General features: G+C 66.2%; 16 protein-coding genes and 1 pseudogene. 13 read left to right on the top strand and 4 right to left on the bottom strand.

Annotation, left to right across the window (positions count from 1 at the left end; all coding sequences use genetic code 11):
• Positions 1 to 10: 10 nt before the first annotated feature.
• Both BBJ41_RS08965 and BBJ41_RS08960 read left to right on the top strand, forming a co-directional pair.
• The gene (locus tag BBJ41_RS08965) at positions 11 to 1,282 is read left to right on the top strand and encodes a glutamate-5-semialdehyde dehydrogenase (protein ID WP_069746211.1); all 1,272 of its coding nucleotides are present in this window, start codon (positions 11 to 13) and stop codon (positions 1,280 to 1,282) included.
• 17 nt (positions 1,283 to 1,299) lie between these two features.
• Positions 1,300 to 1,722 (top strand): CopD family protein, encoded by a 423-nt coding sequence (locus BBJ41_RS08960; protein WP_006760213.1) that lies wholly within the window; start codon positions 1,300 to 1,302, stop codon positions 1,720 to 1,722.
• A gap of 111 nt (positions 1,723 to 1,833) precedes the next feature.
• Here the strand turns inward: BBJ41_RS08960 and BBJ41_RS08955 are convergent, their stop codons facing one another.
• Positions 1,834 to 2,682, bottom strand: coding sequence for a MurR/RpiR family transcriptional regulator (locus BBJ41_RS08955; protein ID WP_011350936.1), 849 nt, complete (start codon positions 2,680 to 2,682; stop codon positions 1,834 to 1,836).
• 293 nt (positions 2,683 to 2,975) lie between these two features.
• Here BBJ41_RS08955 and edd point away from each other — a divergent pair, with 293 nt between their 5' ends.
• The 4 genes and pseudogenes from edd (at position 2,976) to BBJ41_RS08935 (ending at position 7,576) form a co-directional block, all read left to right on the top strand.
• The gene (gene edd / locus BBJ41_RS08950; protein ID WP_069746210.1) at positions 2,976 to 4,832 is read left to right on the top strand and encodes a phosphogluconate dehydratase; all 1,857 of its coding nucleotides are present in this window, start codon (positions 2,976 to 2,978) and stop codon (positions 4,830 to 4,832) included.
• A 19-nt stretch (positions 4,833 to 4,851) separates the two neighbouring features.
• Positions 4,852 to 5,477 (top strand): annotated as a pseudogene (gene eda / locus BBJ41_RS08945) (bifunctional 4-hydroxy-2-oxoglutarate aldolase/2-dehydro-3-deoxy-phosphogluconate aldolase).
• A 220-nt stretch (positions 5,478 to 5,697) separates the two neighbouring features.
• A complete protein-coding gene (locus tag BBJ41_RS08940) occupies positions 5,698 to 7,059 on the top strand; it encodes a GntP family permease (protein ID WP_069746209.1) in 1,362 nt (453 codons plus the stop codon).
• A 13-nt stretch (positions 7,060 to 7,072) separates the two neighbouring features.
• Positions 7,073 to 7,576, top strand: a complete 504-nt coding sequence (locus tag BBJ41_RS08935; RefSeq protein WP_069746208.1) for a gluconokinase — start codon at positions 7,073 to 7,075, stop codon at positions 7,574 to 7,576.
• A gap of 72 nt (positions 7,577 to 7,648) precedes the next feature.
• Here BBJ41_RS08935 and BBJ41_RS08930 read toward each other — a convergent pair whose 3' ends face one another.
• Positions 7,649 to 8,296 (bottom strand): TetR/AcrR family transcriptional regulator, encoded by a 648-nt coding sequence (locus BBJ41_RS08930; RefSeq protein WP_069746207.1) that lies wholly within the window; start codon positions 8,294 to 8,296, stop codon positions 7,649 to 7,651.
• A gap of 276 nt (positions 8,297 to 8,572) precedes the next feature.
• Here BBJ41_RS08930 and BBJ41_RS08925 point away from each other — a divergent pair, with 276 nt between their 5' ends.
• Positions 8,573 to 9,994, top strand: coding sequence for an NAD(P)/FAD-dependent oxidoreductase (locus BBJ41_RS08925; RefSeq protein WP_069746206.1), 1,422 nt, complete (start codon positions 8,573 to 8,575; stop codon positions 9,992 to 9,994).
• Positions 9,995 to 10,083: 89 nt separating this feature from the next.
• On the opposite strand, the gene purB is transcribed toward BBJ41_RS08925, so the two are convergent.
• The gene (gene purB, locus BBJ41_RS08920) at positions 10,084 to 11,472 is read right to left on the bottom strand and encodes an adenylosuccinate lyase (RefSeq protein WP_069746205.1); all 1,389 of its coding nucleotides are present in this window, start codon (positions 11,470 to 11,472) and stop codon (positions 10,084 to 10,086) included.
• 232 nt (positions 11,473 to 11,704) lie between these two features.
• On the opposite strand from purB, the gene BBJ41_RS08910 reads away from it, so the two are divergent.
• The 6 genes from BBJ41_RS08910 (at position 11,705) to BBJ41_RS08885 (ending at position 17,554) form a co-directional block, all read left to right on the top strand.
• Positions 11,705 to 12,658, top strand: a complete 954-nt coding sequence (locus BBJ41_RS08910) for a LysR substrate-binding domain-containing protein (protein WP_069746203.1) — start codon at positions 11,705 to 11,707, stop codon at positions 12,656 to 12,658.
• 261 nt (positions 12,659 to 12,919) lie between these two features.
• On the top strand, positions 12,920 to 14,206 hold the full coding sequence (locus BBJ41_RS08905) for a Glu/Leu/Phe/Val family dehydrogenase (protein ID WP_069746202.1): 1,287 nt from the start codon (positions 12,920 to 12,922) through the stop codon (positions 14,204 to 14,206).
• A gap of 230 nt (positions 14,207 to 14,436) precedes the next feature.
• Entirely contained in the window at positions 14,437 to 15,330 is an 894-nt protein-coding gene (locus BBJ41_RS08900) for a glutamate/aspartate ABC transporter substrate-binding protein (protein WP_069747639.1), read from the top strand.
• 84 nt (positions 15,331 to 15,414) lie between these two features.
• Complete coding sequence (locus tag BBJ41_RS08895; protein WP_069746201.1) at positions 15,415 to 16,155, top strand: amino acid ABC transporter permease; 741 nt, start codon at positions 15,415 to 15,417, stop codon at positions 16,153 to 16,155.
• On the top strand, positions 16,155 to 16,832 hold the full coding sequence (gene gltK / locus BBJ41_RS08890) for a glutamate/aspartate ABC transporter permease GltK (protein ID WP_069746200.1): 678 nt from the start codon (positions 16,155 to 16,157) through the stop codon (positions 16,830 to 16,832). Before BBJ41_RS08895 ends, gltK begins: the two co-directional genes overlap by 1 nt.
• Positions 16,829 to 17,554, top strand: a complete 726-nt coding sequence (locus tag BBJ41_RS08885; protein ID WP_069746199.1) for an amino acid ABC transporter ATP-binding protein — start codon at positions 16,829 to 16,831, stop codon at positions 17,552 to 17,554. The genes gltK and BBJ41_RS08885 overlap by 4 nt, the downstream gene beginning before the upstream one ends.
• An 88-nt stretch (positions 17,555 to 17,642) precedes the next feature.
• Here the strand turns inward: BBJ41_RS08885 and BBJ41_RS08880 are convergent, their stop codons facing one another.
• Positions 17,643 to 22,913, bottom strand: coding sequence for an autotransporter outer membrane beta-barrel domain-containing protein (locus BBJ41_RS08880; protein WP_069746198.1), 5,271 nt, complete (start codon positions 22,911 to 22,913; stop codon positions 17,643 to 17,645).
• Between the last annotated feature and the right edge of the window lie 537 nt (positions 22,914 to 23,450).

Here is a 23,450-nt window from a genome sequence, read left to right as displayed (position 1 = left end):
GAGTCACACGATGGATATCGATCAGTACATGACCGACCTGGGCCGTCGCGCCCGGCACGCTTCCCGCGCGATGGCGCGCGCCAGCACGGCCGCGAAGAACGCGGCGCTCGACGCCGTGGCCCGCGCGATCGAACGCGACGCGCAGGCGCTGAAGGATGCGAACGCGCGCGACGTCGCCCGCGCCCGCGAAAAGGGGCTCGATGCGGCGTTCATCGACCGGCTGACGCTGTCGGACAAGGCGTTGAACACGATGGTCGAAGGCCTGCGCCAGGTCGCGTCGCTCGCCGATCCGATCGGCGAGATCGGCAACCTCAAGTTCCGCCCGAGCGGGATCCAGGTCGGCCAGATGCGCGTGCCGCTCGGCGTGATCGGCATCATCTACGAGTCGCGTCCGAACGTGACGATCGACGCGGCCGCGTTGTGCCTGAAGTCGGGCAACGCGACGATCCTGCGCGGCGGCTCCGAAGCGCTCGAATCGAATACGGCGCTCGCGAAGCTGATCGGCGAAGGGCTCGCCGCGGCCGGCTTGCCGCAGGACGCGGTGCAGGTCGTCGAAACCGCCGATCGCGCGGCGGTCGGCAAGCTGATCACGATGACCGAATCCGTCGACGTGATCGTGCCGCGCGGCGGCAAGAGCCTGATCGAGCGCCTGATCAACGAGGCGCGCGTGCCGATGATCAAGCACCTGGACGGCATCTGCCACGTGTACGTCGACGATCGCGCGGATCTCGACAAGGCGCTGACCGTCTGCGACAACGCGAAGACGCATCGCTACGGCACCTGCAACACGATGGAGACGCTGCTCGTTTCGAGCGGCATCGCCGCGAAGCTGCTGCCGCCGCTCGGCAAGCTGTATCGCGACAAGCAGGTCGAGCTGCGCGTCGATGCGGCCGCGCGCGCGGTGCTCGCCGATGCGGGCGTCGGCCCGCTCGTCGATGCGACCGAGGAAGACTGGCACACCGAATATCTCGCGCCGGTGCTCGCGATCAAGGTCGTCGACGGCCTCGACGCCGCGATCGAGCACATCAACCATTACGGCTCGCATCACACCGATGCAATCGTCACCGAGGATCACGACCGCGCGATGCGCTTCCTGCGCGAAGTCGATTCGGCGAGCGTGATGGTCAACGCGTCGACGCGCTTCGCGGACGGCTTCGAATTCGGCCTCGGCGCGGAAATCGGCATTTCGAACGACAAGCTGCACGCGCGCGGCCCCGTCGGCCTGGAAGGGCTGACGTCGCTGAAGTACGTCGTGCTCGGACACGGCGAAGGCCGTCAGTAAAGCGAGGCGCACAACCGATGGCAATGCTCTGGGTCAAGACGTTCCATATCGTTCTGATCGCCGCGTGGTTCGCGGGGCTGTTCTACCTGCCGCGCATCTACGTGAATCTGGCCATGGAGACCGATCCGGCCGCCGTGCGTCGTCTGCTGCTGATGGCGCGCAAGCTGTTCCGCTTCATGACGATGATCGCGGTGCCGGCGCTGGCCTGCGGGCTGTGGCTCTGGCTCGTGATCGGCATCGGGCAGGGGCAGGGCTGGATTCATGCGAAGGTGACGGTCGTGCTGTTGCTCGTCATCTATCACGCGTACTGCGGCCACCTGCTGCGGGTGTTCGAGCGCGGCGAGAACCGCCGCACCGACAAGTGGTATCGCGTGTTCAACGAACTGCCGGTGCTCGGCATGCTCGCGGCGGTCGCGCTGGTGGTGATCAAGCCGTTCTGAGCGGTGCGGCCGGCTAGGCGGCCTGCGTCGATCGATGCGCAACGGCGCCCCTCGGGGCGCCGTTCGTCGTTTACGCGGCGAGTGATGTGCCGGGTTATGCGCAGAGCCTTTTCAATCCTTCGCGCCATCGTCGATCCGGCGGCGCGTGATCGCTTCCTTCGCGCGGCCGACCCGTTCCATCAGCGCGGGGCCGCGCGACAGCGCGACGCCGACCGCGAGGATGTCGCCGATCGCGAGATGCGACATGCGCGACGTCATCGGCGAGAACACGTCGGTTTCCTCGGCGACGTTCGACGCGAGGCTGACCGTCGCGAGCTTCGCGAGCGGCGAATGGCTCTGCGTGATCGCGACGACTTTCGCGCCGCACGCGAGCGCAGAGCGTGCGGCGTCGACGATGTCGCGCGTGCGCCCCGTGTTCGAGATCGCGACGACCACGTCGTGCGGCCCGAGCAGCGCCGACGACATCGAGAACGTGTGCGGGTCCGAATACGCGACGCTCGGCACGCCGAGCCGGAAGAACTTGTGCTGGATGTCCTGCGCGGCGATGCCCGAGCCGCCGGCGCCGTAGAACTCGATGCGCGACGCGTTCGACAGCAGCGCGATCGCATCGGCGACGCTGCCCGCGGACAGGCTGTTGCGCACTTCGATCAGCGCGCCGATCGTACGGTCGAACACCTTGCCGATGATGCCGGGCGCCGGTTCGTCGGGCTCGACGTCGCGATACACCGACGACACGCCCGGCGCGACGCTCTGCGCGAGCCGGATCTTGAATTCGCGAAAGCCGCTGCAGCCGAGCGCCTGGCAGAAGCGCGCGATCGTCGGCTGGCTGACGCCCGCGCGCGTCGACAGCTCGGTCATCGCAAGGTCGAGCACCTCGCGCGGCGCGGCGAGGATGTAGTCGGCGAGCTTGCGTTCGGACGGGCGCAGTTCGGCGCGGATCGCTTCAATGCGAGGCAGCATGGGGCGGCAGATGGAAATCGGGTTCGGATGAGCGAGTGTATCGCAATCGAATTGTAGAAAATCTACATAAAAATACTAGCGACATCGTAATGCTTTCAACGGGGTATCAGCGAGGAGAATTAGGGTTTTCACTAAGTAAAGCCTTGCTGGTGGCGGGAATGAGGGTTGCGCGGGCATCAATCCGCATTGCATGCGTGTAGTTTTTCTACTAGACTGACTTCGTTCTGTCGAGGCACTCGACCGTCCCCACGATTCCAACCGCCGGTGTCGGCCGGCATACAGGAGCGCCCAGCATGACGTCGCTGCACCCCACTCTGGCGAAGGTCACCGAACGCGTGATCGCCCGCAGCCAATCGACCCGTTCCGCCTATCTGCAGCGCATCGACGGCGCGCAGGGCAAGTTCCCGGCGCGCGGCGCGCTGTCGTGCGCGAACCTCGCGCACGGCTTCGCGGGCCTGGAGGGCAGCGACAAGTTCGCGATCAAGGCGATCCGCGAGCCGAACATCGGCATCGTGTCCTCGTACAACGAGATGCTGTCCGCACATGCGCCGTACAAGGATTTCCCCGAGATCATCAAGGTCGCCGCGCGCGAGAACGGCGGTGTCGCGCAGTTCGCGGGCGGCGTGCCGGCGATGTGCGACGGCATCACGCAGGGCAACGCGGGGATGGAGCTGTCGCTGTTCTCGCGCGAGGCGATCGCGATGGGCACGGCGATCGCGCTCACGCACAACATGTTCGACGCGGCGCTCTGCCTCGGCATCTGCGACAAGATCGTGCCGGGCCTCCTGATCGGCGCGTTGCAGTTCGGCCACCTGCCGACGATCTTCGTGCCGGCCGGCCCGATGACGAGCGGCCTGTCGAACGACGACAAGGCGAAGATCCGCCAGCAGTTCGCCACCGGCCAGGTGGGCCGCGACGCGCTGCTCGAAGCCGAATCGGCCGCCTATCACGGCCACGGCACCTGCACGTTCTACGGCACCGCGAACAGCAACCAGATGCTGATGGAGCTGATGGGGCTGCATCTCCCGGGTTCGGCATTCGTCCATCCGCACACGCCGCTGCGCACCGCGCTGACGGCCGAGGCCGCGCGCCGCGTGCTCGACCTGACGGTCGAGCGCGGCCACTACACGCCGATCGGCCATGTGATCGACGAGAAGGCGATCGTCAACGGGATCGTCGCGCTGCTCGCGACGGGCGGCTCGACCAACCACACGCTGCACCTCGTCGCGATCGCGCGCGCGGCCGGCATCCTGATCGACTGGAACGATTTCGACGAGCTGTCGGCCGTCGTGCCGCTGCTCGCGAAGATCTACCCGAACGGCAAGGCCGACGTGAACCATTTCCACGCAGCGGGCGGCGTCGCGTTCCTGGTGCGCAACCTGCTCGAAGGCGGGCTGTTGCACGAAGACGTGACGACGGTCGCGGGCCGCGGCCTGTCGCACTATACGAAGGAGCCGAAGCTGATCGACGGCAAGCTGACGTGGGTCGACGGCACCGCGGAAAGCCACGACACGAAGGTGCTGCGCGGCATCCGCGACCCGTTCCAGCCGGACGGCGGCCTGCGCCTGATGCAGGGCCGGCTCGGCCGCGGCGTGATCAAGATTTCGGCGGTCGCGCCCGAGCACCGCAAGGTGACGGCGCCCGCGATCGTGTTCGATTCGCAGGAGGCCGTGCAGGAAGCGTTCGATCGGGGCGAGCTGAAGCGCGATTTCGTTGCGGTGGTGCGCTTCCAGGGCGCGCGCGCGAACGGGATGCCCGAACTGCACCGTTTGACGCCGCTGCTCGGCGTGCTGCAGGATCAGGGCTTCCACGTCGCGCTGGTGACCGACGGCCGCATGTCGGGTGCGTCGGGCAAGGTGCCGGCGGTGATCCACGTGTCGCCGGAAGCGCTGCTGGCCGGCCCGCTCGGCAAGGTGAAGACGGGCGACACGCTCGTGATCGACGCGGAAGCCGGCGTGCTCGACATCGAGGTCGACGAGGCCGAGTGGCACGCGCGCCCGGTCGCGCAGCCGCTGCACCAGGCAGAGAACGAGGTGGGTTTCGGGCGCGAACTGTTCGGCGTGTTCCGCGCGGCTGCCGCGCCGGCCGAGCAGGGCGCATCGGTTTTCGGGACGCTGGTCGGCGAAACGGCCGCCCGCGTCGCCGCATGAATTTCAAGGAGCGTTATCGATGAAGACGATTGGTGAAATCGTGAAGCTGGGCCCGGTCATCCCGGTGCTCGCATTCGACTCGGTCGAGCAGGGCGAACACGTGTCGCGCGCATTGCATGCCGGCGGCGTGAAGGTGCTCGAGATCACGCTGCGCACGCCGGCCGGCCTGGAAGCGATCCAGCGCGCGAGCCAGCTCGCGGACGACATCGTCGTCGGCGTCGGCACGATCACGAAACCCGAGCACTGCGCGCAGGCGAAGCGCGCGGGCGCGAAGTTCGGCGTGTCGCCGGGCCTGACGAAGGACCTGCACCTCGCGTCGCTCGACGCGGGCCTGCCGTTGCTGCCGGGCGTGATGACGCCGAGCGACATCATCCAGGCGCTCGAATTCGGCTACGAGATCGTGAAGTTCTTCCCGCGCAGCAGGCGGGCGGCGTGCCGATGCTGCAGGCGTTCCACGGCCCGTTCCCGAACCTGAAGTTCTGCCCGACGGGCGGCATCACGGTCGAGACCGCGCCGAATTTCCTGAAGCTGCCGAACGTCGTCTGCGTCGGCGGCTCGTGGCTCACGCCGAAAGCCGCGCTCGCCGCGCAGGACTGGGCCGAAGTCACGCGCCTCGCGCAAGCTGCGAGCCAGCTCTCCCGTTAATACTTGTATGAAATGACGAATCAACCCTCGGACGACAAGCGCATGTGCTTGTTTTACCGAGGGTTTTTGCTGATGGAACCGGTTCTATCCGCAGGCCGTAAAGATAAGTAAAATTCAGCGTCCTGACGGGGTGGGGGACCCCCCGTGTTCCGGAGACCTGCATAGCCGGGCATACTCGCAACAACTCGCCCGGTTCGAACAATTCTAGGAGGAGTGCCACATGGGGGCTGTCCAAGGCAGCATGCTGCTCGTATTCACGCTGATCGCGATCGCCGCGCTGATCCTGATGATCGCGCGCTTCAAGATCTACCCGTTCCTGGTGCTGATCATCGTGTCGCTCGGCCTCGGCCTCGTCGTCGGCATGCCGATGGACAAGATCGTCAAGTCGTTCGAGACGGGCACCGGTGGCACGCTCGGCCACATCGCGATCGTCGTCGGCCTCGGCACGATGCTCGGCAAGATGATGGCCGAATCGGGCGGCGCCGAACGGATCGCGACCACGCTGATCGACTGGTTCGGTGAAAAGAACATCCACTGGGCGATGATGTTCGTCGCGATCATCGTCGGCCTGCCGGTGTTCTTCGAAGTCGGCTTCGTGCTGCTGATCCCGATCGCGTTCAACGTCGCGAAGCGCACCGGCAAGTCGCTGCTCGTCGTCGGCCTGCCGATGGTGGCCGGCCTGTCCGTCGTGCACGGGCTGATCCCGCCGCACCCGGCCGCGCTGCTGGCCGTCCAGCAATACGGCGCCGATATCGGCAAGACGATCGCGTTCGGCCTGATCGTCGGCGTGCCGACCGCGATCATCGCGGGCCCGCTGTTCGCGCTGACGATCTCGAAGTTCGTGAAGCTGCCGGAAAACAACCCGCTCGCCGCACAGTTCGTCGATTCGCGCGCGGATGGCAGCAAGCGCGAGCTGCCGAGCTTCGGCATCACGCTGTTCACGATCCTGCTGCCCGTTGCGCTGATGCTCGTCGGCAGCTGGGCCGACCTGCTGTTCACGCCGAAGTCGCTGCCGAACAACCTGCTGCGCTTCGCCGGCAACTCGGACGTCGCGCTGCTGATCGCCGTGCTCGTGAGCTTCTTCACGTTCGGCAAGCTGCAAGGTTTCAACCGCGACCAGATCCAGAAGTTCTGCAGCGAGTGCCTGGCGCCGATCGCCGGGATCACGCTGATCGTCGGTGCGGGCGGCGGCTTCGGCGGCGTCCTGCGCGACAGCGGGATCTCGCAACAGATCGTCGAGACCGCGAAGCACGCGCATTTGTCGCCGCTGCTGCTCGGCTGGTTCGTCGCGGCGCTGATGCGTCTCGCGACGGGCTCGGCGACGGTCGCGATGACGACGGCCTGCGGCATCGTCGCGCCGATCGCGGCGGCGGCCGGCACGACGGTCAGCCCGGAGCTGCTGGTGCTCGCGACGGGCTCGGGCTCGCTGATCTTCTCGCACGTGAACGACGGCGGCTTCTGGCTGATCAAGGAATACTTCGGGATGACGGTCGGTCAGACGTTCAAGACCTGGTCGTTGCTCGAAACCATCATCTCGGTGCTCGGTCTGGGCTTCACGCTGCTGCTGAGCCTGGTTTTGTAACAAGGGGTAGTCAATGATTCTGATCGCAATGGGCGTGTCGGGCGCGGGCAAGTCGCTGATCGGCGAAATGCTGGCGGAACGCCTGTCGTGCAGCTATACCGACGGCGACGCGTTTCACAGCGCGGCGAACAAGGAAAAGATGCACCACGGCATTCCGCTGACCGACGACGACCGCTGGCCGTGGCTGCGCACGATTCGTGCGGCCATCGAGGAAAAGCAGCACGCGGGCGAGACGGCCGTATTCACGTGCTCGTCGCTGAAGCGGTCGTATCGCGACGTGCTGCGCGGCACCGACACCGACGTGCGGTTCGTGTATCTGAAGGGGTCGTTCGAGATGTTGCACGAGCGCCTGAAGAGCCGCACCGGCCATTTCTTCGATCCGTCGCTGCTGAAGAGCCAGCTCGACACGCTCGAGGAGCCGGGTCCGGACGAAGCGATCGAGGTCAGCATCGAGCTGACGCCCGAACAAATCGTCGATCAGGTCATGGTGAAGATCGGCATCGCGCAGCAGCACTGAGCGCGGTTCGCGGCAATCGTCATGAAAAGGCGCCCTTTGGGGCGCCTTTTTCGTTTGCGGCGGGCGACCCGGTCAGGCAGCCTGCGCGCGTTGCGCGATGCCGTCGAGCAGCACGTCGAGCATCGTGTCGTGCACGGCTGCCGGATCGAGCTGCGCATAGAGCGGCGCGGTGGATTTGACGAGCGGATGGTCGGTGTCGGGCAGCGCGTTCATTTCCGCGAGCTCGACGTCGTTCGCGGGCCGCGTGAGGCCGCCGGCTTCGGCCGCGGCGAGCCCGATCACGCTCGCATACCAGCCGACGCACACGGACGGCAGCGCCGCGCGCGGGATGCCGGCGTCGACCAGCGCGCGATGCACGGCCTCGATGTGCGCGAGATCGGCCGGCCCGGTACTCATGTGACGCTGCAGGAGCGCGAAGGCGGCGGGGTGGCGCAGCGCGAGCGCGCGATACTGGCGCGCGAGGTCGCGCAGCCGTTCGCGCCACGGCAGCGCATCGTCGACCGGCACGACCGAGCGCGACAGCGCGTTCGCGATCGCGCGGCTCAGCCCGTCCTTCGACTTGAAGTGGTACAGCACGCTCATCGGGTCGCAGCCGACCGACTGCGCGAGCTTGCGTACGCTGAACGCGGCTTCGCCGACGTCTTCGAGCAGCGTGAGCGCGGCCGCGACGATCGCGTCCTTGTCGAGGCCGCGCGGGCCCTGGGCGGGTTTGTCTTTCATCGATGCGCTCTGACGGCCGGTGCCGGCCCGGCTGTAAACTTGACGAAAGCATATTCTACACTGTAGAATTATTTCTGCGGTGTAGAAATTGGGTGTCCCGGCACCTTTCAAAGCGTGCTCCTGCACGGTCCGGGACCCAGGCAACACGATCGTGTCTGCCGTCAACACGGGCCATCACGCCCCTTTTTTTCGTTGACACCCAAGTGGAACCGGCTGCCCCACCCGCGAAGCCAGATGGCTCATCGACAGGCGGCCCAAGACCATGCAAGTGCAATCATGACTGACAACAACAAGCCCCTGATTCTGGATGAATCGCGTTTCGGGCAAACGCAACTGAATATCGAAAAAGACAACTGGAACTGGTGCGATCCTGCCCGCTACGACGGCGATCGCCCGGCGAACTGGTACGAAGCCTCGCTGTCGCGCCACGAAAACGGCACACCGCTCACACAGGACGCCGTGTGCGACGTGCTCGTGATCGGCGCGGGCCTGCTCGGCGCATCGGCCGCGCTGCATCTCGCGGAAGCGGGCGTCGACACGATCCTCGTCGATAAGCATCACGTCGGCTCGGCCGCTTCGGGCCGCAACGGCGGGCAGCTCACGCCCGGCCTCGCGCGCTGGGAAGCCGTCGACATGATCGACCACCTGTCGCACGACGACGCGAAACGGCTGTGGCGCTTCGCGTCGGCCGAATCGATGGACCTGATCGACGCGATCGGCGCGCGTTACGCGCTCGATCTCGATCGCAAGCGCGGCCACGTGACGGCGGCGGTCCACCCGGGCCACATGAGCGCGCTGCTCGACGGCGCGGACGCGCGGCGCCATCTCGGCGACGCGGGCGTGACGCTCGTCGGCCGCCATCAGCTGCACGACGAGTACGTGCGCTCGGGGCTGTATCACGGCGCGGCGGTCGATGCGACCGGCGGCCAGATCCATCCGCTCGCGCTGGTGCGCGGCCTCGTGCACGGCTTCCGGCTGAACGGCGGCGCGTTGTTCGAAGGCACCGAAGTGCTCGAACTCGACGAGACGCCCGAGGGCGTCGTCGCGACGACGCCGGGCGGCACGATCACCGCGCGCAAGGGCGTCGTGCTCGCGCTGCACAACACGACGTTCCGGCTGCTCGACGACGGCGCGACGACCACCGTGCCGTTCTTCACTTACGTGAGCGTCACGCAGCCGCTGGATGTCGATGTCGCGACGCTGATGCCGGCCGGCATGCCCGTGTACGACACGCAGTTCCAGATCGACTACTACCGGCCGGTGCGCGGCAACCGCCTGCTGTTCGGCGGGCAGGGCACCGGCAGCTGCTGGGCGCAGCCCGACGTCAACGCGTATCTGCTGACGCGGCTGAACACGGTGTTTCCGCAGGTCGACGGCCGTTTCGCGCTCGACTACTGCTGGAGCGGCGTCAGCGATTTCACGCTGAACGGCGCGACCGACAGCCGCAAGACCGACGGCCGCGTGCCGATGTACATGGTGCAGGGCTGGAGTGGCCACGGCGTCGCGCAGACGGTGCGGATCGGCAAGGCGATCTGCGACGATTTCGTCGGCCGCAACGACGATTTCTCGATGCTCACCGGCATCGACCATCGCGAGATTCCGCTCGGCCGGCAGTTGTCGCCGATCGCGATCCCGGCCGCGAAGGCCGCGATGAGCGTGATGAGCGCGCTCAACCCGGGCCGGATGATCTCGTTCTGACCGAGTGTGGCAGGCCGGCAAGCCGGCAATGAAAAAAGCCCGATGCGATTGCTCGCATCGGGCTTTTTTTCGTCTGGCGACGGCGGCGCTTACGCGATCCGCTTCGCGAGTTCGACGGCCTTGCCGATGTACGACGCGGGCGTCATCGCGAGCAGGCGGTCCTTCGCGTCCTGCGGGATCGCGAGCGTGCCGACGAACTCCTGCAGCGCTTCGCGCGTGATGCCCTTGCCGCGCGTCAGTTCCTTCAGCTGCTCGTACGGGTTCTCGATGCCGTAGCGGCGCATCACTGTCTGCACCGGCTCGGCGAGCACTTCCCAGCAGTTGTCGAGGTCTTCGTTCAGGCGCTGCGGGTTCACTTCGAGCTTGTCGAGGCCGCGGATCAGCGAGTCGTACGCGAGCAGCGAGTAACCGAGCGCGACGCCCATGTTGCGCAGGACCGTCGAGTCGGTCAGGTCACGCTGCCAGCGCGACACCGGCAGCTTGTCGGCGAGGTGGCGCAGCGTCGCGTTCGCGAGGCCGAGGTTGCCTTCCGAGTTCTCGAAGTCGATCGGGTTGACCTTGTGCGGCATCGTCGACGAACCGATTTCGCCGGCCTTCGTCTTCTGCTTGAAGTAGCCGACCGAGATGTAGCCCCACACGTCGCGATCGAGGTCGAGCAGGATCGTGTTCGCACGCGCGACCGCGTCGAACAGCTCGGCCATGTAGTCGTGCGGCTCGATCTGGATCGTGTACGGGTTGAACGTCAGCTTCAGGCGGTTTTCGATCACATCGCGCGAGAACGCTTCCCAGTCGAATTCCGGATACGCGGAAAGATGCGCGTTGAAGTTGCCGACCGCGCCGTTCATCTTGCCGAGGATCTCGACCTTCTCGATGCGCACGATCGCGCGCGCGAGGCGCGCGGCGACGTTCGCGAGTTCCTTGCCGAGCGTCGTCGGGCTGGCCGGCTGGCCGTGCGTGCGCGACAGCATCGGCTGGTCGGCGAGCGCGTGCGAGAGCGCGACGAGGCGCTGGTGCACCGTGCGCAGCGCCGGCACGATCACGTGCTCGCGCGCGCCGGCGAGCATCATCCCGTGCGACGTGTTGTTGATGTCCTCGGACGTGCAAGCGAAGTGGATGAATTCGCTGGCCTTCTCGAGTTCGGCCTGGCCCTTCACCGATTCCTTCAGCCAGTATTCGACGGCCTTCACGTCGTGGTTCGTCACGCGCTCGATTTCCTTGATGCGGGCGGCGTCGTGCGCGGTGAAGCGCTCGGCGAGCTGCAGCAGGAACTGCTCGGCGGCGTCGGAGAAGCGCGGGACTTCCGCGAAGCCGGCGCGCGACAGCGCGATCAGCCAGTGCACTTCGACGGTGACGCGGTGGCGCATGAAGGCGGCTTCGGAGAGCCAGTCGCGCAGCGCTTCGGTCTTGCTGGCGTAGCGGCCGTCGATGGGCGAGAGCGCGGTGAGGGCGAAAAGCGTATCGGGACGAGTGTCGGACATGGTCGGGCGGGCTTTGAGGGCCGGGTCGAGCGAGGGGAAGGAGAATCCGGCATTTTACCATTGGCGCGCGACGATCCCGACCGCAGCCGGCCGGCGGGTGGCGCTGCGTGCGAACACCGCGCCGGCGCCCGTGCGCAGCGGGCCGCCGGGCCGCGCGCGGCGCCGCCGGCCGGGCCCGCCCGCCGGTAGAATGCAGGCTTCTTCCCGACCGCCGCCCGCCGCGCCCGCCTGCATGGAACTGAAATGGCTCGAAGACTTCGTTTCGCTCGCGGAAACGCGCAGCTTTAGCCGGTCCGCCGAACTGCGGCACGTGTCGCAGCCCGCGTTTTCGCGGCGCATCCAGGCGCTCGAGGCGTGGCTCGCGACCGAACTGATCGATCGTTCGGTCTATCCGACGCGGCTCACACAGGCCGGGCAGATCTTCTACGAGCAGGCGCTGACGATGCTGTCGCAGGCGCACGAGGCGCGCACGCTGCTGCGCGGCCACGTCGGCGCGCCGGTGCCGACGATCGAGTTCGCGGTGCCGCACACGCTGTCGCTCACGTATTTCCCGCGCTGGCTGCAGCGGATCGAGGCGAAGATGGGCCAGGTCCACACGCGGTTGCGTGCGCTGAACGTGCACGATGCCGTGCTGTCGCTCGTCGAGGGCGGCTGCGATCTGGTGATGGGTTACCACCATCCGAGCCATCCCGTCGCGCTCGATCCGGCGCGCTACGACATGCTGATCCTCGGCAGCGAGCCGATCAGCCCGTTTTCCGCGCCGGGCCGCGCGGGCCGGCCGCGCTATACGCTGCCCGGCACGGCCGACGCGCGCGTGCCGTACCTGTCGTATACGCCGAACGCGTATCTCGGCCGGATGACGGAAGTCATCATCGCGAACGCGTCGACGCCGCTGTTCCTCGATCGCGTCTACGAAACCGACATGGCCGAAGGGCTGAAGGCGATGGCGCTCGCAGGGCACGGCGTCGCGTTCCTGCCGCACAGCGCGGTCGAGGACGCGATCGCGGGCGGGCGGCTGATCCGGCTCGACCGGTCGGTGCGCGGCGGCGCGTATCCGTTCACGCTGACGATGGAGATCCGGCTGTATTGCGACAAGCTCGCGCTGCAGGGCGACGACCCGCGCCAGAAACTCGTGCGCGCGCTGTGGGAGGTCGTGCGCGACGAGCTGCGCGAGACGGACGCTTGACCGCGCAATCGCCTGCGCGCGGCTGACGGCGAGCTTGCCGCACCTGTCGGACGGCTGTCCGGCGGCCGGCCCGCGCGCGAGCAACACGATTTTTCGCCGATGCGATGCACGATCGATCGCGTGCGTTCTTGCGCAAATCGACCGCAGATTTGCGAAAAATCGCGATCATGCAAGAAACGCATAATCGAATAAGCAAACGGCATTGGATAAAAAAAACGGGTTTTTCGACAATGTGCGCACCTGTTGACCGTTGGAGCATCCATGTCTTCGCAATTGCAGTCCATCCCGTCCTACCTGCACGCCGACGATCTCGGCCCGTGGGGCAACTATCTTCAGCAAGTCGATCGCGTCGCACCGTACCTCGGTTCGCTGTCGCGCTGGCTCGAAACGCTGAAGCGTCCGAAGCGCATCCTGATCGTCGACTGCCCCATCGAGCTCGACAACGGCACCGTCGCGCACTTCGAAGGCTATCGCGTGCAGCACAACGTGTCGCGCGGCCCGGGCAAGGGCGGCGTGCGCTACCACCAGGACGTGACGCTGTCGGAAGTGATGGCGCTGTCCGCATGGATGTCGGTGAAGAACGCGGCCGTGAACGTGCCGTACGGCGGTGCGAAGGGCGGCATCCGCGTCGACCCGCGCAAGCTGTCCCGTGGTGAGCTCGAGCGCGTGACGCGCCGCTACACCAGCGAAATCGGCATCATCATCGGGCCGAACACCGACATTCCGGCGCCGGACGTCAACACCAACGAACAGGTGATGGCGTGGATGATGGACACGTACTCGATGAACCAGGGCCAGACGTCGACCGGCGTCGTGACCGGCAAGCCGATCGCGCTCGGCGGTTCGCTCGGCCGCAAGGAAGCAACGGGCCGCGGCGTGTTCGTCGTCGGCTCCGAAGCGGCGAAGAAGATCGGCCTCGAGATCGCAGGCGCGCGCATCGCGGTGCAAGGTTTCGGCAACGTCGGCGGCATCGCGGCGAAGCTGTTCCAGGAAGCAGGCTCGAAGGTGATCGCGGTGCAGGATCACACGGGCACGATCTACCAGCCGGCCGGCCTCGATTCGAACAAGCTGCTCGACCACGTCGCACGCACGGGCGGCGTCGCGGGCTTCGAAGGCGCCGAGCCGATGCCGAACGACGAGTTCTGGACGGTCGAAACCGACATCCTGATCCCGGCGGCACTGGAAAACCAGATCACCGAAAAGAACGCATCGAAGATCCGCACGAAGATCATCGTCGAAGGCGCGAACGGCCCGACGACGACGGCGGCGGACGACATCCTGAGCGCGAACGGCGTGCTCGTGATCCCCGACGTGATCGCGAACGCGGGTGGCGTGACCGTGTCGTACTTCGAATGGGTGCAGGATTTCTCGAGCTTCTTCTGGACGGAAGACGAGATCAACCACCGTCTCGAGCGCGTGATGCGTGAAGCGTTCGCGGGCGTGTGGGCCGTGTCGGAAGAGCACAAGGTGTCGGTGCGTACGGCGGCGTTCATCGTTGCGTGCAAGCGCATCCTGATGGCGCGCGAAATGCGCGGCCTGTACCCCTGATCGTTGCGTTGACTTCGATCAAGTCAGAATCGTGACGCAATCCATCCGATTGCGGACATGAACCCTCGCGGGCGGTGCCGAATCCGGCATCGCCCGCGTGTGCATTCGGAGCGCCGGAAGCCGGGAGGAAGGCTTCGTACAGGGCGATTCGTAGTGCGGTAAACAACCAGTACTTTCAAAAATATTACTTTGATACACTGGCGCGGGTTTTAGCCAAGGAGATGACCAAAATGAAATACCACAAGGCAGTCCTGATGGTCGCGGCGCTCTGCGCGTTCGCAAGCGGCGCGCATGCTCAGGAGACGGGCACGCTGAAGAAGATCAAGGACACGGGCGTGATTGCGCTGGGGCACCGCGAATCGTCGATCCCGTTCTCCTACTACGACCAGAACCAGCAGGTGGTCGGCTATTCGCGCGAATTCCAGCTGAAGGTGGTCGACGCGGTGAAGAAGAAGCTGAGCCTGCCGAACCTGCAGGTGAAGAACATCCCGGTCACGTCGCAGAACCGCATCCCGCTGGTGCAGAACGGCACGGTCGACATCGAGTGCGGCTCGACGACCAACAACGCCGAGCGTCAGCAGCAAGCTGCGTTCTCCGACACGATCTTCGTGATCGGCACGCGCCTGATGACGAAGAAGGATTCGGGCGTGAAGGATTTCGCCGACCTGAAGGGCAAGACCGTCGTGACGACGGCCGGCACGACGTCCGAGCGTCTGCTGCGCAAGATGAACAACGAGAAGCAGATGGGCATGAACATCATCAGCGCGAAGGATCACGGCGATTCGTTCAACACGCTGGAATCGGGCCGCGCGGTCGCGTTCATGATGGATGACGCGCTGCTGGCTGGCGAGCGCGCGAAGGCGAAGCAGCCGGGCGAATGGGTGATCGTCGGCACGCCGCAATCGGAAGAGGCTTACGGCTGCATGATGCGCAAGGGCGACGCCGACTTCAAGAAGGTCGTCGACGACGCGATCTCGCAAGTCGAGAAGTCGGGCGAAGCCGCGAAGATCTACGCGAAGTGGTTCGAGAACCCGATCCCGCCGAAGGGGCTGAACCTGAACTTCCCGCTGTCCGAGTCGATGAAGAAGCTGTACGCGAACCCGAACGACAAGGCGCTCGACTGACCGCACGGCCGTTGATGCAGAAATGACGCTAATGAAACGGAAGAGGCCACGCTTCTTCCGTTTCTTTTTGCTGGAGTCTTGCCCATGTCTTACCACTGGAACTGGGGCATCTTCCTGAGCCCCGTGTCGACCGGCGAGCCGACGACTTATTTCGGATGGCTGGTGTCCGGCTTCCTGGTGACGATCGAAGTGTCGCTCGCCGCCTGGGTCATCGCGCTGATCGTCGGTTCGCTGTTCGGCGTGCTGCGCACGGTGCCGAACAAATGGCTGTCCGCGCTCGGCACCCTGTACGTGTCGATCTTCCGGAACATTCCGCTGATCGTGCAGTTCTTCGTCTGGTATCTCGTGATACCCGAGCTGCTGCCCGCGTCGATCGGCACCTGGATCAAGCAGTTGCCGCCCGGCACGCAGTTCTTTACCGCGTCGATCGTCTGTCTCGGCCTGTTCACGGGCGCGCGCGTGTGCGAACAGGTGCGCTCGGGGATCAACGCGCTGCCGAAGGGCCAGCGCGCCGCCGGCCTCGCGATGGGCTTCACGCAATGGCAGACGTACCGCTATGTGCTGCTGCCGGTTGCGTACCGGATCATCGTGCCGCCGCTCACGTCGGAATTCCTGAACATCTTCAAGAACTCCGCGGTCGCGTCGACGATCGGCCTGCTCGACCTGTCCGCGCAGGCGCGCCAGCTCGTCGACTACACCGCGCAAACGTACGAGTCGTTCATCGCGGTCACGCTCGCATACGTGCTGATCAACCTCGTCGTGATGGCGTTCATGCGCTGGATCGAAGGCCGTACGCGGCTGCCCGGCTATATCGGAGGCAAGTGATGCATCAGTTCGACTGGAGTAGTATTCCCGGCGCGCTGCCGACGCTGTGGACGGGTGCGGTCGTCACGTTCCAGATCACGCTGATCGCGATCGTGGTCGGGATCGTCTGGGGCACGCTGCTGGCGCTGATGCGGCTGTCGGGCGTGAAGCCGCTCGCGTGGTTCGCGCAGGGCTACGTGACGGTGTTCCGTTCGATCCCGCTCGTGATGGTGCTGCTGTGGTTCTTCCTGATCGTGCCGCAACTGCTGCAGGGCGTGCTCGGGTTGTCGCCGACGATCGACATTCGCCTCGCGTCGGCGATGGTCGCGTTCTCGCTGTTCGAGGCCGCGTATTATTCCGAGATCATCCGCGCCGGCATCCAGGCGGTGCCGCGCGGGCAGGTGAATGCGGCGTTCGCGCTCGGCATGAACTACTCGCACGCGATGCGCCTCGTGATCCTGCCGCAGGCGTTCCGCGCGATGGTGCCGCTGCTGCTCACGCAGGCGATCGTCCTGTTCCAGGATACGTCGCTCGTGTACGTGATCAGTCTCGCGGACTTCTTCCGCACGGCCGCCAACATCGGCGATCGCGACGGCACGACCGTCGAGATGGTCCTGTTCGCCGGCGCATGCTATTTCGTGATTTGCTCGTTGGCGTCTGTTCTCGTCAAGAGTCTCCAGAAAAAGGTCACACGATGATTTCCATCAAGAACGTTTCCAAGTGGTACGGCCAGTTTCAGGTCCTCACCGACTGCACGACCGAGGTCAAGAAGGGCGAAGTGGTCGTCGTGTGCGGCCCGTCGGGCTCCGGCAAATCGACGCTGATCAAGACCGTGAACGGCCTCGAGCCGTTCCAGCAGGGCGAGATCCTCGTGAACGGCCAGTCGGTCGGCGACAAGAAGACGAACCTGTCGAAGCTGCGCTCGAAGGTCGGGATGGTGTTCCAGCACTTCGAGCTGTTCCCGCACCTGTCGATCACCGAGAACCTGACGCTCGCGCAGATCAAGGTGCTCGGCCGCGGCAAGGACGAGGCGAACGAGAAGGGCATGAAGCTGCTCGATCGCGTCGGCCTGAAGGCGCACGCGCACAAGTTCCCGGGCCAGTTGTCGGGCGGCCAGCAGCAGCGTGTCGCAATCGCGCGCGCGCTGTCGATGGACCCGATCGCGATGCTGTTCGACGAACCGACGTCGGCGCTCGAGCCCGAGATGATCAACGAAGTGCTCGACGTGATGGTCGAACTCGCGCAGGAAGGGATGACGATGATGGTCGTCACGCACGAGATGGGCTTCGCGAAGAAGGTCGCGCATCGCGTGATCTTCATGGACAAGGGTGCGATCGTCGAGGACGACCGCAAGGACGATTTCTTCTCGAATCCGAAATCGGAACGCGCGAAGGATTTCCTCGCGAAGATCCTGCACTGAGCGTTCGCGCATCGCGTACGCCAATGCGAAAACCGCCCGGCCCAGTGCCGGGCGGTTTTTTTTCGCCTTTGGTTTGCCGCTGCGTTCGTTACCAACTGTACCGGTAGCCGACCTGCCCGACGATGCCGCGCCGGTAATCGCCGCCGATGTTGCGCGCGTACTTCGCATTCGCGTACAACTCGCCCGACTTGCCGAAGCCTGCAGTGACGCCGACGCCGAGCTCGTACCACGTGCGGCCGAGATGCGTCGCGAACGGCGTGCCGCCGACGACGGTCTGGCCCGGCGACAGGAAATCGTGCAGCACGTCGGCCGTGAAGTACGGCGTCGCGGCGCTGCCGCCGGAGGTCGATTCGAGGTTCGGCCGGAAGATGCGCACGCCGACGCGCCCGCGCAGCGCGTTGGTCGTCGTGCCCGATACGGCCGACACGTTGTCGTTGAACCCGTTCAGCTTCAGGTACTGGTACATCAGCTGCGCCTGCGGCTCGATCGCGACCGGCGTGTTGCCGATCCCGAACGGCTTGCCGACTTCCTGCGACAGCGCGACGCCGAAGCCGTTCTGCGATGCCTCGTTGCCATAGCTGTCGCGATAGCGGTTGCCGTAGTGCGTGACCTGCCCGACGCTGTCGAAGTACGTGCCGTCGGCAAGATAGCGCGTCCAGTAGCCGCCGATGCTCTGCGCGTGCATCTCGACCGAGCCCGTCGACGTCGACAGGGTCGGCGAGCCGGCGCGCGCCATGTCGTCGAAGCTCGCGTTCGACACGCCGATGCTCGCCGTCACGCCCGCATGTGTGCTGCTGCCGGCGGGCGTCTGGTCGAGCGTCCAGTCCTTGCCGAACTGTGCAAAGAACGTGCGCTCGTCGGCCGCGAAGCGGCCCGCGTTCGCATCGAGGCTCTGGCCGCCGATGCGCCCCCACACGCCATCGCGGTTGCCGGGCTGCTGCTTCTCGAGGTTGTAGATGTCGCCGACGCGTTCGTGCAGCTTGCCGAGCGTCGAGAAACCGTAGTCGACGTTCAGCAGCGGCGTCAGCGCATAGCCGGCGACGCCCGGACGATACGCGAGCGCGCCGCCGTTGCCATTGCCATTCCCGTTGCCGCCGTTCGTGGTGGACGGATCGATCGGGTCGCCGGGGTCGGTCAGTTGCGAACGCAGGTACCAGTTGTTCGCGTCGCTCGTGCCGCCGCTCTGGGCGCCGCGATAAAGCCGGTACTCGTATGCGCCGGCCTGCACGGGGCCGGCGAGCTGGAACGCCGATACGGTGGTCGTGCCGCCGTTGGCCGTGACGACCACGGGGATCCCGGCGCCGGTCGTCTGCGCGCCGGTGCCGGCCGTATTCGCGATCTTCAGGCCGGTCGTGCCGCTCGCGGCGCCGCCGTCGACGATCAGCTTGTCGGTCGGCGACGCATCGGCGCCGAGATACGTGTTGAGCGCGATGATGCCGCCGTTGCCGACGTAGCCGCCCGTCGTCAGCGTCTTGTAGCTGCCCGAGAGCGTCGGCGAGCCGACCGGCGCGGCGAATGCGACCAGGCCCGCGTTGTTCAGGCTGCTCAGCACCGAGCTGCCCGTCATGCGCCACGTGCTCGTGTTGTCGATCGTCAGCGCGACCGGGTCGATCTTGCCGGTCAGCGTCGTGCCGTTCGCGAGGAACACGTTGCCGGTGCTCGACGCGTCGGAGACGATGTCGCCGACGAGGTTCACCGCCGAGGCATTGAACGTCGCGTGGCTGCCGTTCGAGAGATTCAGCAGCGTGCCGTTGCCGGCCGTCACGACCGTGCCGTTGCGCACCGCGATGTCGGCCGTGCCGCCGCGCGCGGCGAATGCCGGCCCGGCGGCGGACGTCACGCTGCCGCCGTCGACGAGCACCGAACTCGTTGCGCCTTTCGCGAGCGTGTCCGACGTCAGCACGCCGGCCGTTGCGCCCTTGAGCGTCGTGCCGGTCAGCGCGAGCACGCCGCCGCTGTCCGCGGTCGCGCCGTTGCCGGCCGCGCTGGCGATCGACGAACCCGTATCGGCGATGCGCCCGCCGTTCCGTGCGACGAGGCCATCGGCCGCGCTGCCCGATGTGCCGACTTTCGCGCCCGACAGTAGCGCCGTCGCGCCGCCGTCCATGACGATCGCGTGCGCGCCGGTGCCCGTCGTCGCGACGCTCGTGCCGTTGGCCGCGAGCGTCGAATCCGCGCCCGACACGAACACGCCGAGCGCATTGTCGCCGGCGGTGCGCACGACCGCTGCCGCATCGGTCGTGATGCGCGCGCCGGCGCCCGTCGACGCGACGCCGTTTGCGCCGTTGCCGGTCGTCGTGACTTGCGTGCCGGCGAGCGCGATCGTCGCATTCGTGCCGAGGTTGTGAATCCCGTTGCCCGATCCGCCGACTGCGATCGACGTCGCACCGGCCGCGATCCCGCCGCCCGATACGGTCGAGTCGATCAGCACGCCGTCGGCGCTGCCGTTCGCGATGACGGTGCCCGCGCCCGACAGCGCGACCGATGCGCCAGCGCCGGTCAGGTGCACGCCCGCGACGCCGTCGTCGGCTTCGATCGTCCCCGCGTTGGCCAGCGTGGCCGATGCACCCTGCACGAGCGCGCCGGTGCCGTTCGATACGCGGATCGTCGACGTGTTGTTCACCGTGCCGAGCGTGCCCGCCACGACGCCCGTCGAGCCGGCGCCCGTCAGCAGCACCGTGTCGCGGTTCTCGAGCGTGCCGAGGTTCTGCGCGACGAAACCGGTCACGCCCGCGGTCGACGACGTGACGGCGGCGTCGTTGGTCAGCGTCGTTGCGACCGGCGCGCCGGCATTCGCGCCGGTGAGGTCGTGCGCCTGGCCGTCGACGACGCCTGCGATCGCGCCGGCCGCATTCAGATTGATCGTCGCGCTCGCGTCGATCGTGCCCTTCGCGCCGCCTTCGACCGCGATCGCGATGCCGTTCGCGCCGTTGACGTTGTAGATCGCGTTGCCGGTCGACAGCGTGGTGCCGGCGTCGGTCGCGAGCACGCCGTGTGCGCGCTGTCCGTTGACGTCGGTCGTCAGCGTGCCGGCTGCCGACGCGCCCGTGTAGGCCGCGCCGCCCGCGACGCGGAACAGCGTCGAATCGTCGGTGTCGACGCTGAGATGCTGCGCGGCGACGTTGATCTTCGAGCCCGCGCCGTATGCGTAGAAGCCGATCTGGTTTGTGCCCGACATGAAGGCCGGCACCGCGTTTGCGCCGACGTCGATCGTCGCGCCCGAGCGAGCGTGCACGCCGATCGCGCCGGTGCCGGTCAGGTTGAGCGCGCCGTCGAGCGTGGCCTTCGCGAGCGGCCCTTCGGCCCACACGCCGTAGTTGCGCGTGCCCGATGCGGGATCGAGGCCGCCGGCCACGTTGATCGTGCCGGTCGACGTCGCGGCGCTCGCGTTCGTGCCGGTGCCGACCACCATGATGCCGATGCCGTTCACGCCGTTCAGCGTGATGGTGCCGGTGTTGGTCACGGTCGCGGCGGTATCGGCTGCGAGTATGCCGACGTTGGCGAGCGGCGTGCCGGGCGCCGCGCCGTTGACGATGATCGAGCCCGAGTTGGTCAGCGTGCCGGACGACGTGCCGATGCTCGCCAGCGCGGCACCGTTCTGCGTCTGCGAGCCGATCACGATCGTGCCGAGGTTGCTCGCGGTGCCGGATGCGCCGAGCAGGATGCCGTACGCGTGCGCGGACAGCGCGACGTCGTTCGCGGCCTCCGGCGACGCGGGATCGTACTGGGCTGCGCGGCCGAGGTAGATCGTGCCGCCGGCCGCGTTCGTGAAGCTGCCGCCGTCGGCGAGGCCGCCGATCACCTGGCTGTCGAGCGTCGTCGCGTTGACGCCGACGTTGATCGTGCCGGCGTTGGTGCCGCTTGCACCGCCGGTTGCGGCTACCGCGTAGTTCTGCAGGTCGGCGCGGTTGCCGGTGAGGTTCCACGCGCCGACGTTCATGATTCCGTTGTTGACGAACGTCGTGCCCGTGCCGTTCGCGTACACGCCGCTGCCTTCGGTGTACGCGTTGAAGCCGAAGTTGTCCGGTTGCGCGGCGCCGCTCGTGTTGAAGTTGTCGCCGGACGCATAGCCGGCCGAGATCACGCCGTTGTTGACGCCGCTCGCGCCGGTCAGCAGGCGCACCAGCGTGAAGTCGCCCGACAGGCGACCGTCGTTGACGAAGTGCGCGCCGTTATCGGCGACGACCGCCGAGCTCGATTCGATCGAGCTGGCGCCGCGGAAGTCGATCTGGCCGTCGGCGCCGATGTGTAGCGTCGCGTTCGCGCCCGTGCCGTGCATCACCGACAGGTAGTCGATCGGCAAGGTGTTCTTGTCGCCCGCGGAGACGTTGTTCGCATACTGGAAGGTTTCGGTCGAGAACGTGACCGCCTGCCCGAACGCATTGTCGTAGGCTGCCTGCGAGCCGAGTGCGCCGCTTTGCACCGAGCGCACGAGAAAGGTGTTGTACGCCGCGAGCGACGCGGCGTCGGTGACGGTCCACGTGCTGCCGTCGAACGCGGTGAAGGTGCCCGCGTAGGCCGGCACGTCGAGCTGGATGCTACCGACCGGGCCGCCGCTCGCGAGATAGTCGCCGGTGGTGAACCAGATCTGGTTGCGCGAATTCCAGTTGACGACGCTCGGCGTCGCGCCGGTGCCGTTTGCGTAGGTCAGGTCGGTCTGTTTCGCCGCCATCGAGATCACGTTGCCGGCCGCCGACGGTGCATTCGCCGGGCTGCCGATCGACACATCGAGCGTGCCGCCCGAGCTCTCGACGGTGCCGATCCGCGTGTTCACGTACTGGTTGTCGTGCACGTCGTGATAGACGGGCACGTCGGCCGAGCCGGTGCTCGACGCGGTGAACGCGGACGAGTTGTAGGTGGCGACCGACGTGTTGGTGCCCGTGATCGAATCGGGCGTGCTGATGCTCTGCGTCTTGCCGCCGAGCGACACGAGCGGCTGGTTCGGATTGCCCGACACGACGGACGTGCTGCCGAGCGGCACGACCGTGTAGCCGGCGTCGCCGGTTGAACCGGTCCAGGTCCCCGTTACGCCGACGGTGTTGCCGTTCGTGACGGTCGCGGCGCCGGCCAGATTGTCGTTCGCGGCCGCGGCGAAACTCCCGAGCGCGCAGTTGCCGCCGCTCGCGACGGTCGCGCCGCTGCCGCACGTCGATGCATACGCGGAGCCGGCCGACAGCGCGGCCAGTGCGGCGCCGAGCGCCGCGAGGCGCAGCGGCGACCGTCGCACTGCCGCGTGCGTGGCACCGCGGCTTGCGCCGGATGCTTTACCTGAACGCTTGCTGCGCGCCCGTGCCGTTTCTGCAACTGCGACCCAGCAGCCGTTGGTCTCGCTCCATATCGATCGAAATGAATGATTCACGACAAGCCCCTCTTTCTTCTTTTGAAGTGGTATTCACCGCGATGCAGTGAAATCGCAATCCGCGGTGGAGAAATGGCTTGAATGGGCGTGCGGCGACCATGGCCGTTTTTGCGCCAACCGTGATTCGTTACACCGAGGATGGACGGAGTCTACTGATCGGAGGGGTGGCTGATTATCAAAAAAATATTAAATGTGGCAATAATGCCAACTTTATTCGGTATTTTTGGATTGTGTGGTGAATCGAACTGAAAGCCTTTGTAGGTAAGGCTTTGGTCGATTTTTTCGATGTGATTTGATGGTTGCTGGATCGGTGGGGTGCCGCACGGTTCGCGTCGGGGTGGTGCGCTAAACTACGGCTTCCGGATTATATATGCTTGATGTTTTCTTGGCTTGGTTATTTGATATTTGAATTATTCTCGCTTGGAAATTAATAAAATCAAGCGAATGTCGTGCGGCGTCGATTCGATATGCCGGACTGTGGTCCGGGTGAAACGGAATCAGTACGGAGCGCGCGATTTTCTCCAGCCGAGAATGTCG

Origin of the sequence: Burkholderia stabilis (assembly GCF_001742165.1) — a bacterium.
Taxonomy (GTDB): Bacteria; Pseudomonadota; Gammaproteobacteria; order Burkholderiales; family Burkholderiaceae; genus Burkholderia; species Burkholderia stabilis.
Note: the sequence above shows the minus strand (reverse complement) of the source record. Positions and strands in the feature narration are given on the sequence as shown.

Coding starts and splice junctions, on each gene's coding strand:
- BBJ41_RS08965 (WP_069746211.1), top strand. CDS start 11: ATGGATATCGATCAGTACATGACCGACCTGGGCCGTCGCGCCCGGCAC.
- BBJ41_RS08960 (WP_006760213.1), top strand. CDS start 1,300: ATGGCAATGCTCTGGGTCAAGACGTTCCATATCGTTCTGATCGCCGCG.
- BBJ41_RS08955 (WP_011350936.1), bottom strand. CDS start 2,682: ATGCTGCCTCGCATTGAAGCGATCCGCGCCGAACTGCGCCCGTCCGAA.
- edd (WP_069746210.1), top strand. CDS start 2,976: ATGACGTCGCTGCACCCCACTCTGGCGAAGGTCACCGAACGCGTGATC.
- BBJ41_RS08940 (WP_069746209.1), top strand. CDS start 5,698: ATGGGGGCTGTCCAAGGCAGCATGCTGCTCGTATTCACGCTGATCGCG.
- BBJ41_RS08935 (WP_069746208.1), top strand. CDS start 7,073: ATGATTCTGATCGCAATGGGCGTGTCGGGCGCGGGCAAGTCGCTGATC.
- BBJ41_RS08930 (WP_069746207.1), bottom strand. CDS start 8,296: ATGAAAGACAAACCCGCCCAGGGCCCGCGCGGCCTCGACAAGGACGCG.
- BBJ41_RS08925 (WP_069746206.1), top strand. CDS start 8,573: ATGACTGACAACAACAAGCCCCTGATTCTGGATGAATCGCGTTTCGGG.
- purB (WP_069746205.1), bottom strand. CDS start 11,472: ATGTCCGACACTCGTCCCGATACGCTTTTCGCCCTCACCGCGCTCTCG.
- BBJ41_RS08910 (WP_069746203.1), top strand. CDS start 11,705: ATGGAACTGAAATGGCTCGAAGACTTCGTTTCGCTCGCGGAAACGCGC.
- BBJ41_RS08905 (WP_069746202.1), top strand. CDS start 12,920: ATGTCTTCGCAATTGCAGTCCATCCCGTCCTACCTGCACGCCGACGAT.
- BBJ41_RS08900 (WP_069747639.1), top strand. CDS start 14,437: ATGAAATACCACAAGGCAGTCCTGATGGTCGCGGCGCTCTGCGCGTTC.
- BBJ41_RS08895 (WP_069746201.1), top strand. CDS start 15,415: ATGTCTTACCACTGGAACTGGGGCATCTTCCTGAGCCCCGTGTCGACC.
- gltK (WP_069746200.1), top strand. CDS start 16,155: ATGCATCAGTTCGACTGGAGTAGTATTCCCGGCGCGCTGCCGACGCTG.
- BBJ41_RS08885 (WP_069746199.1), top strand. CDS start 16,829: ATGATTTCCATCAAGAACGTTTCCAAGTGGTACGGCCAGTTTCAGGTC.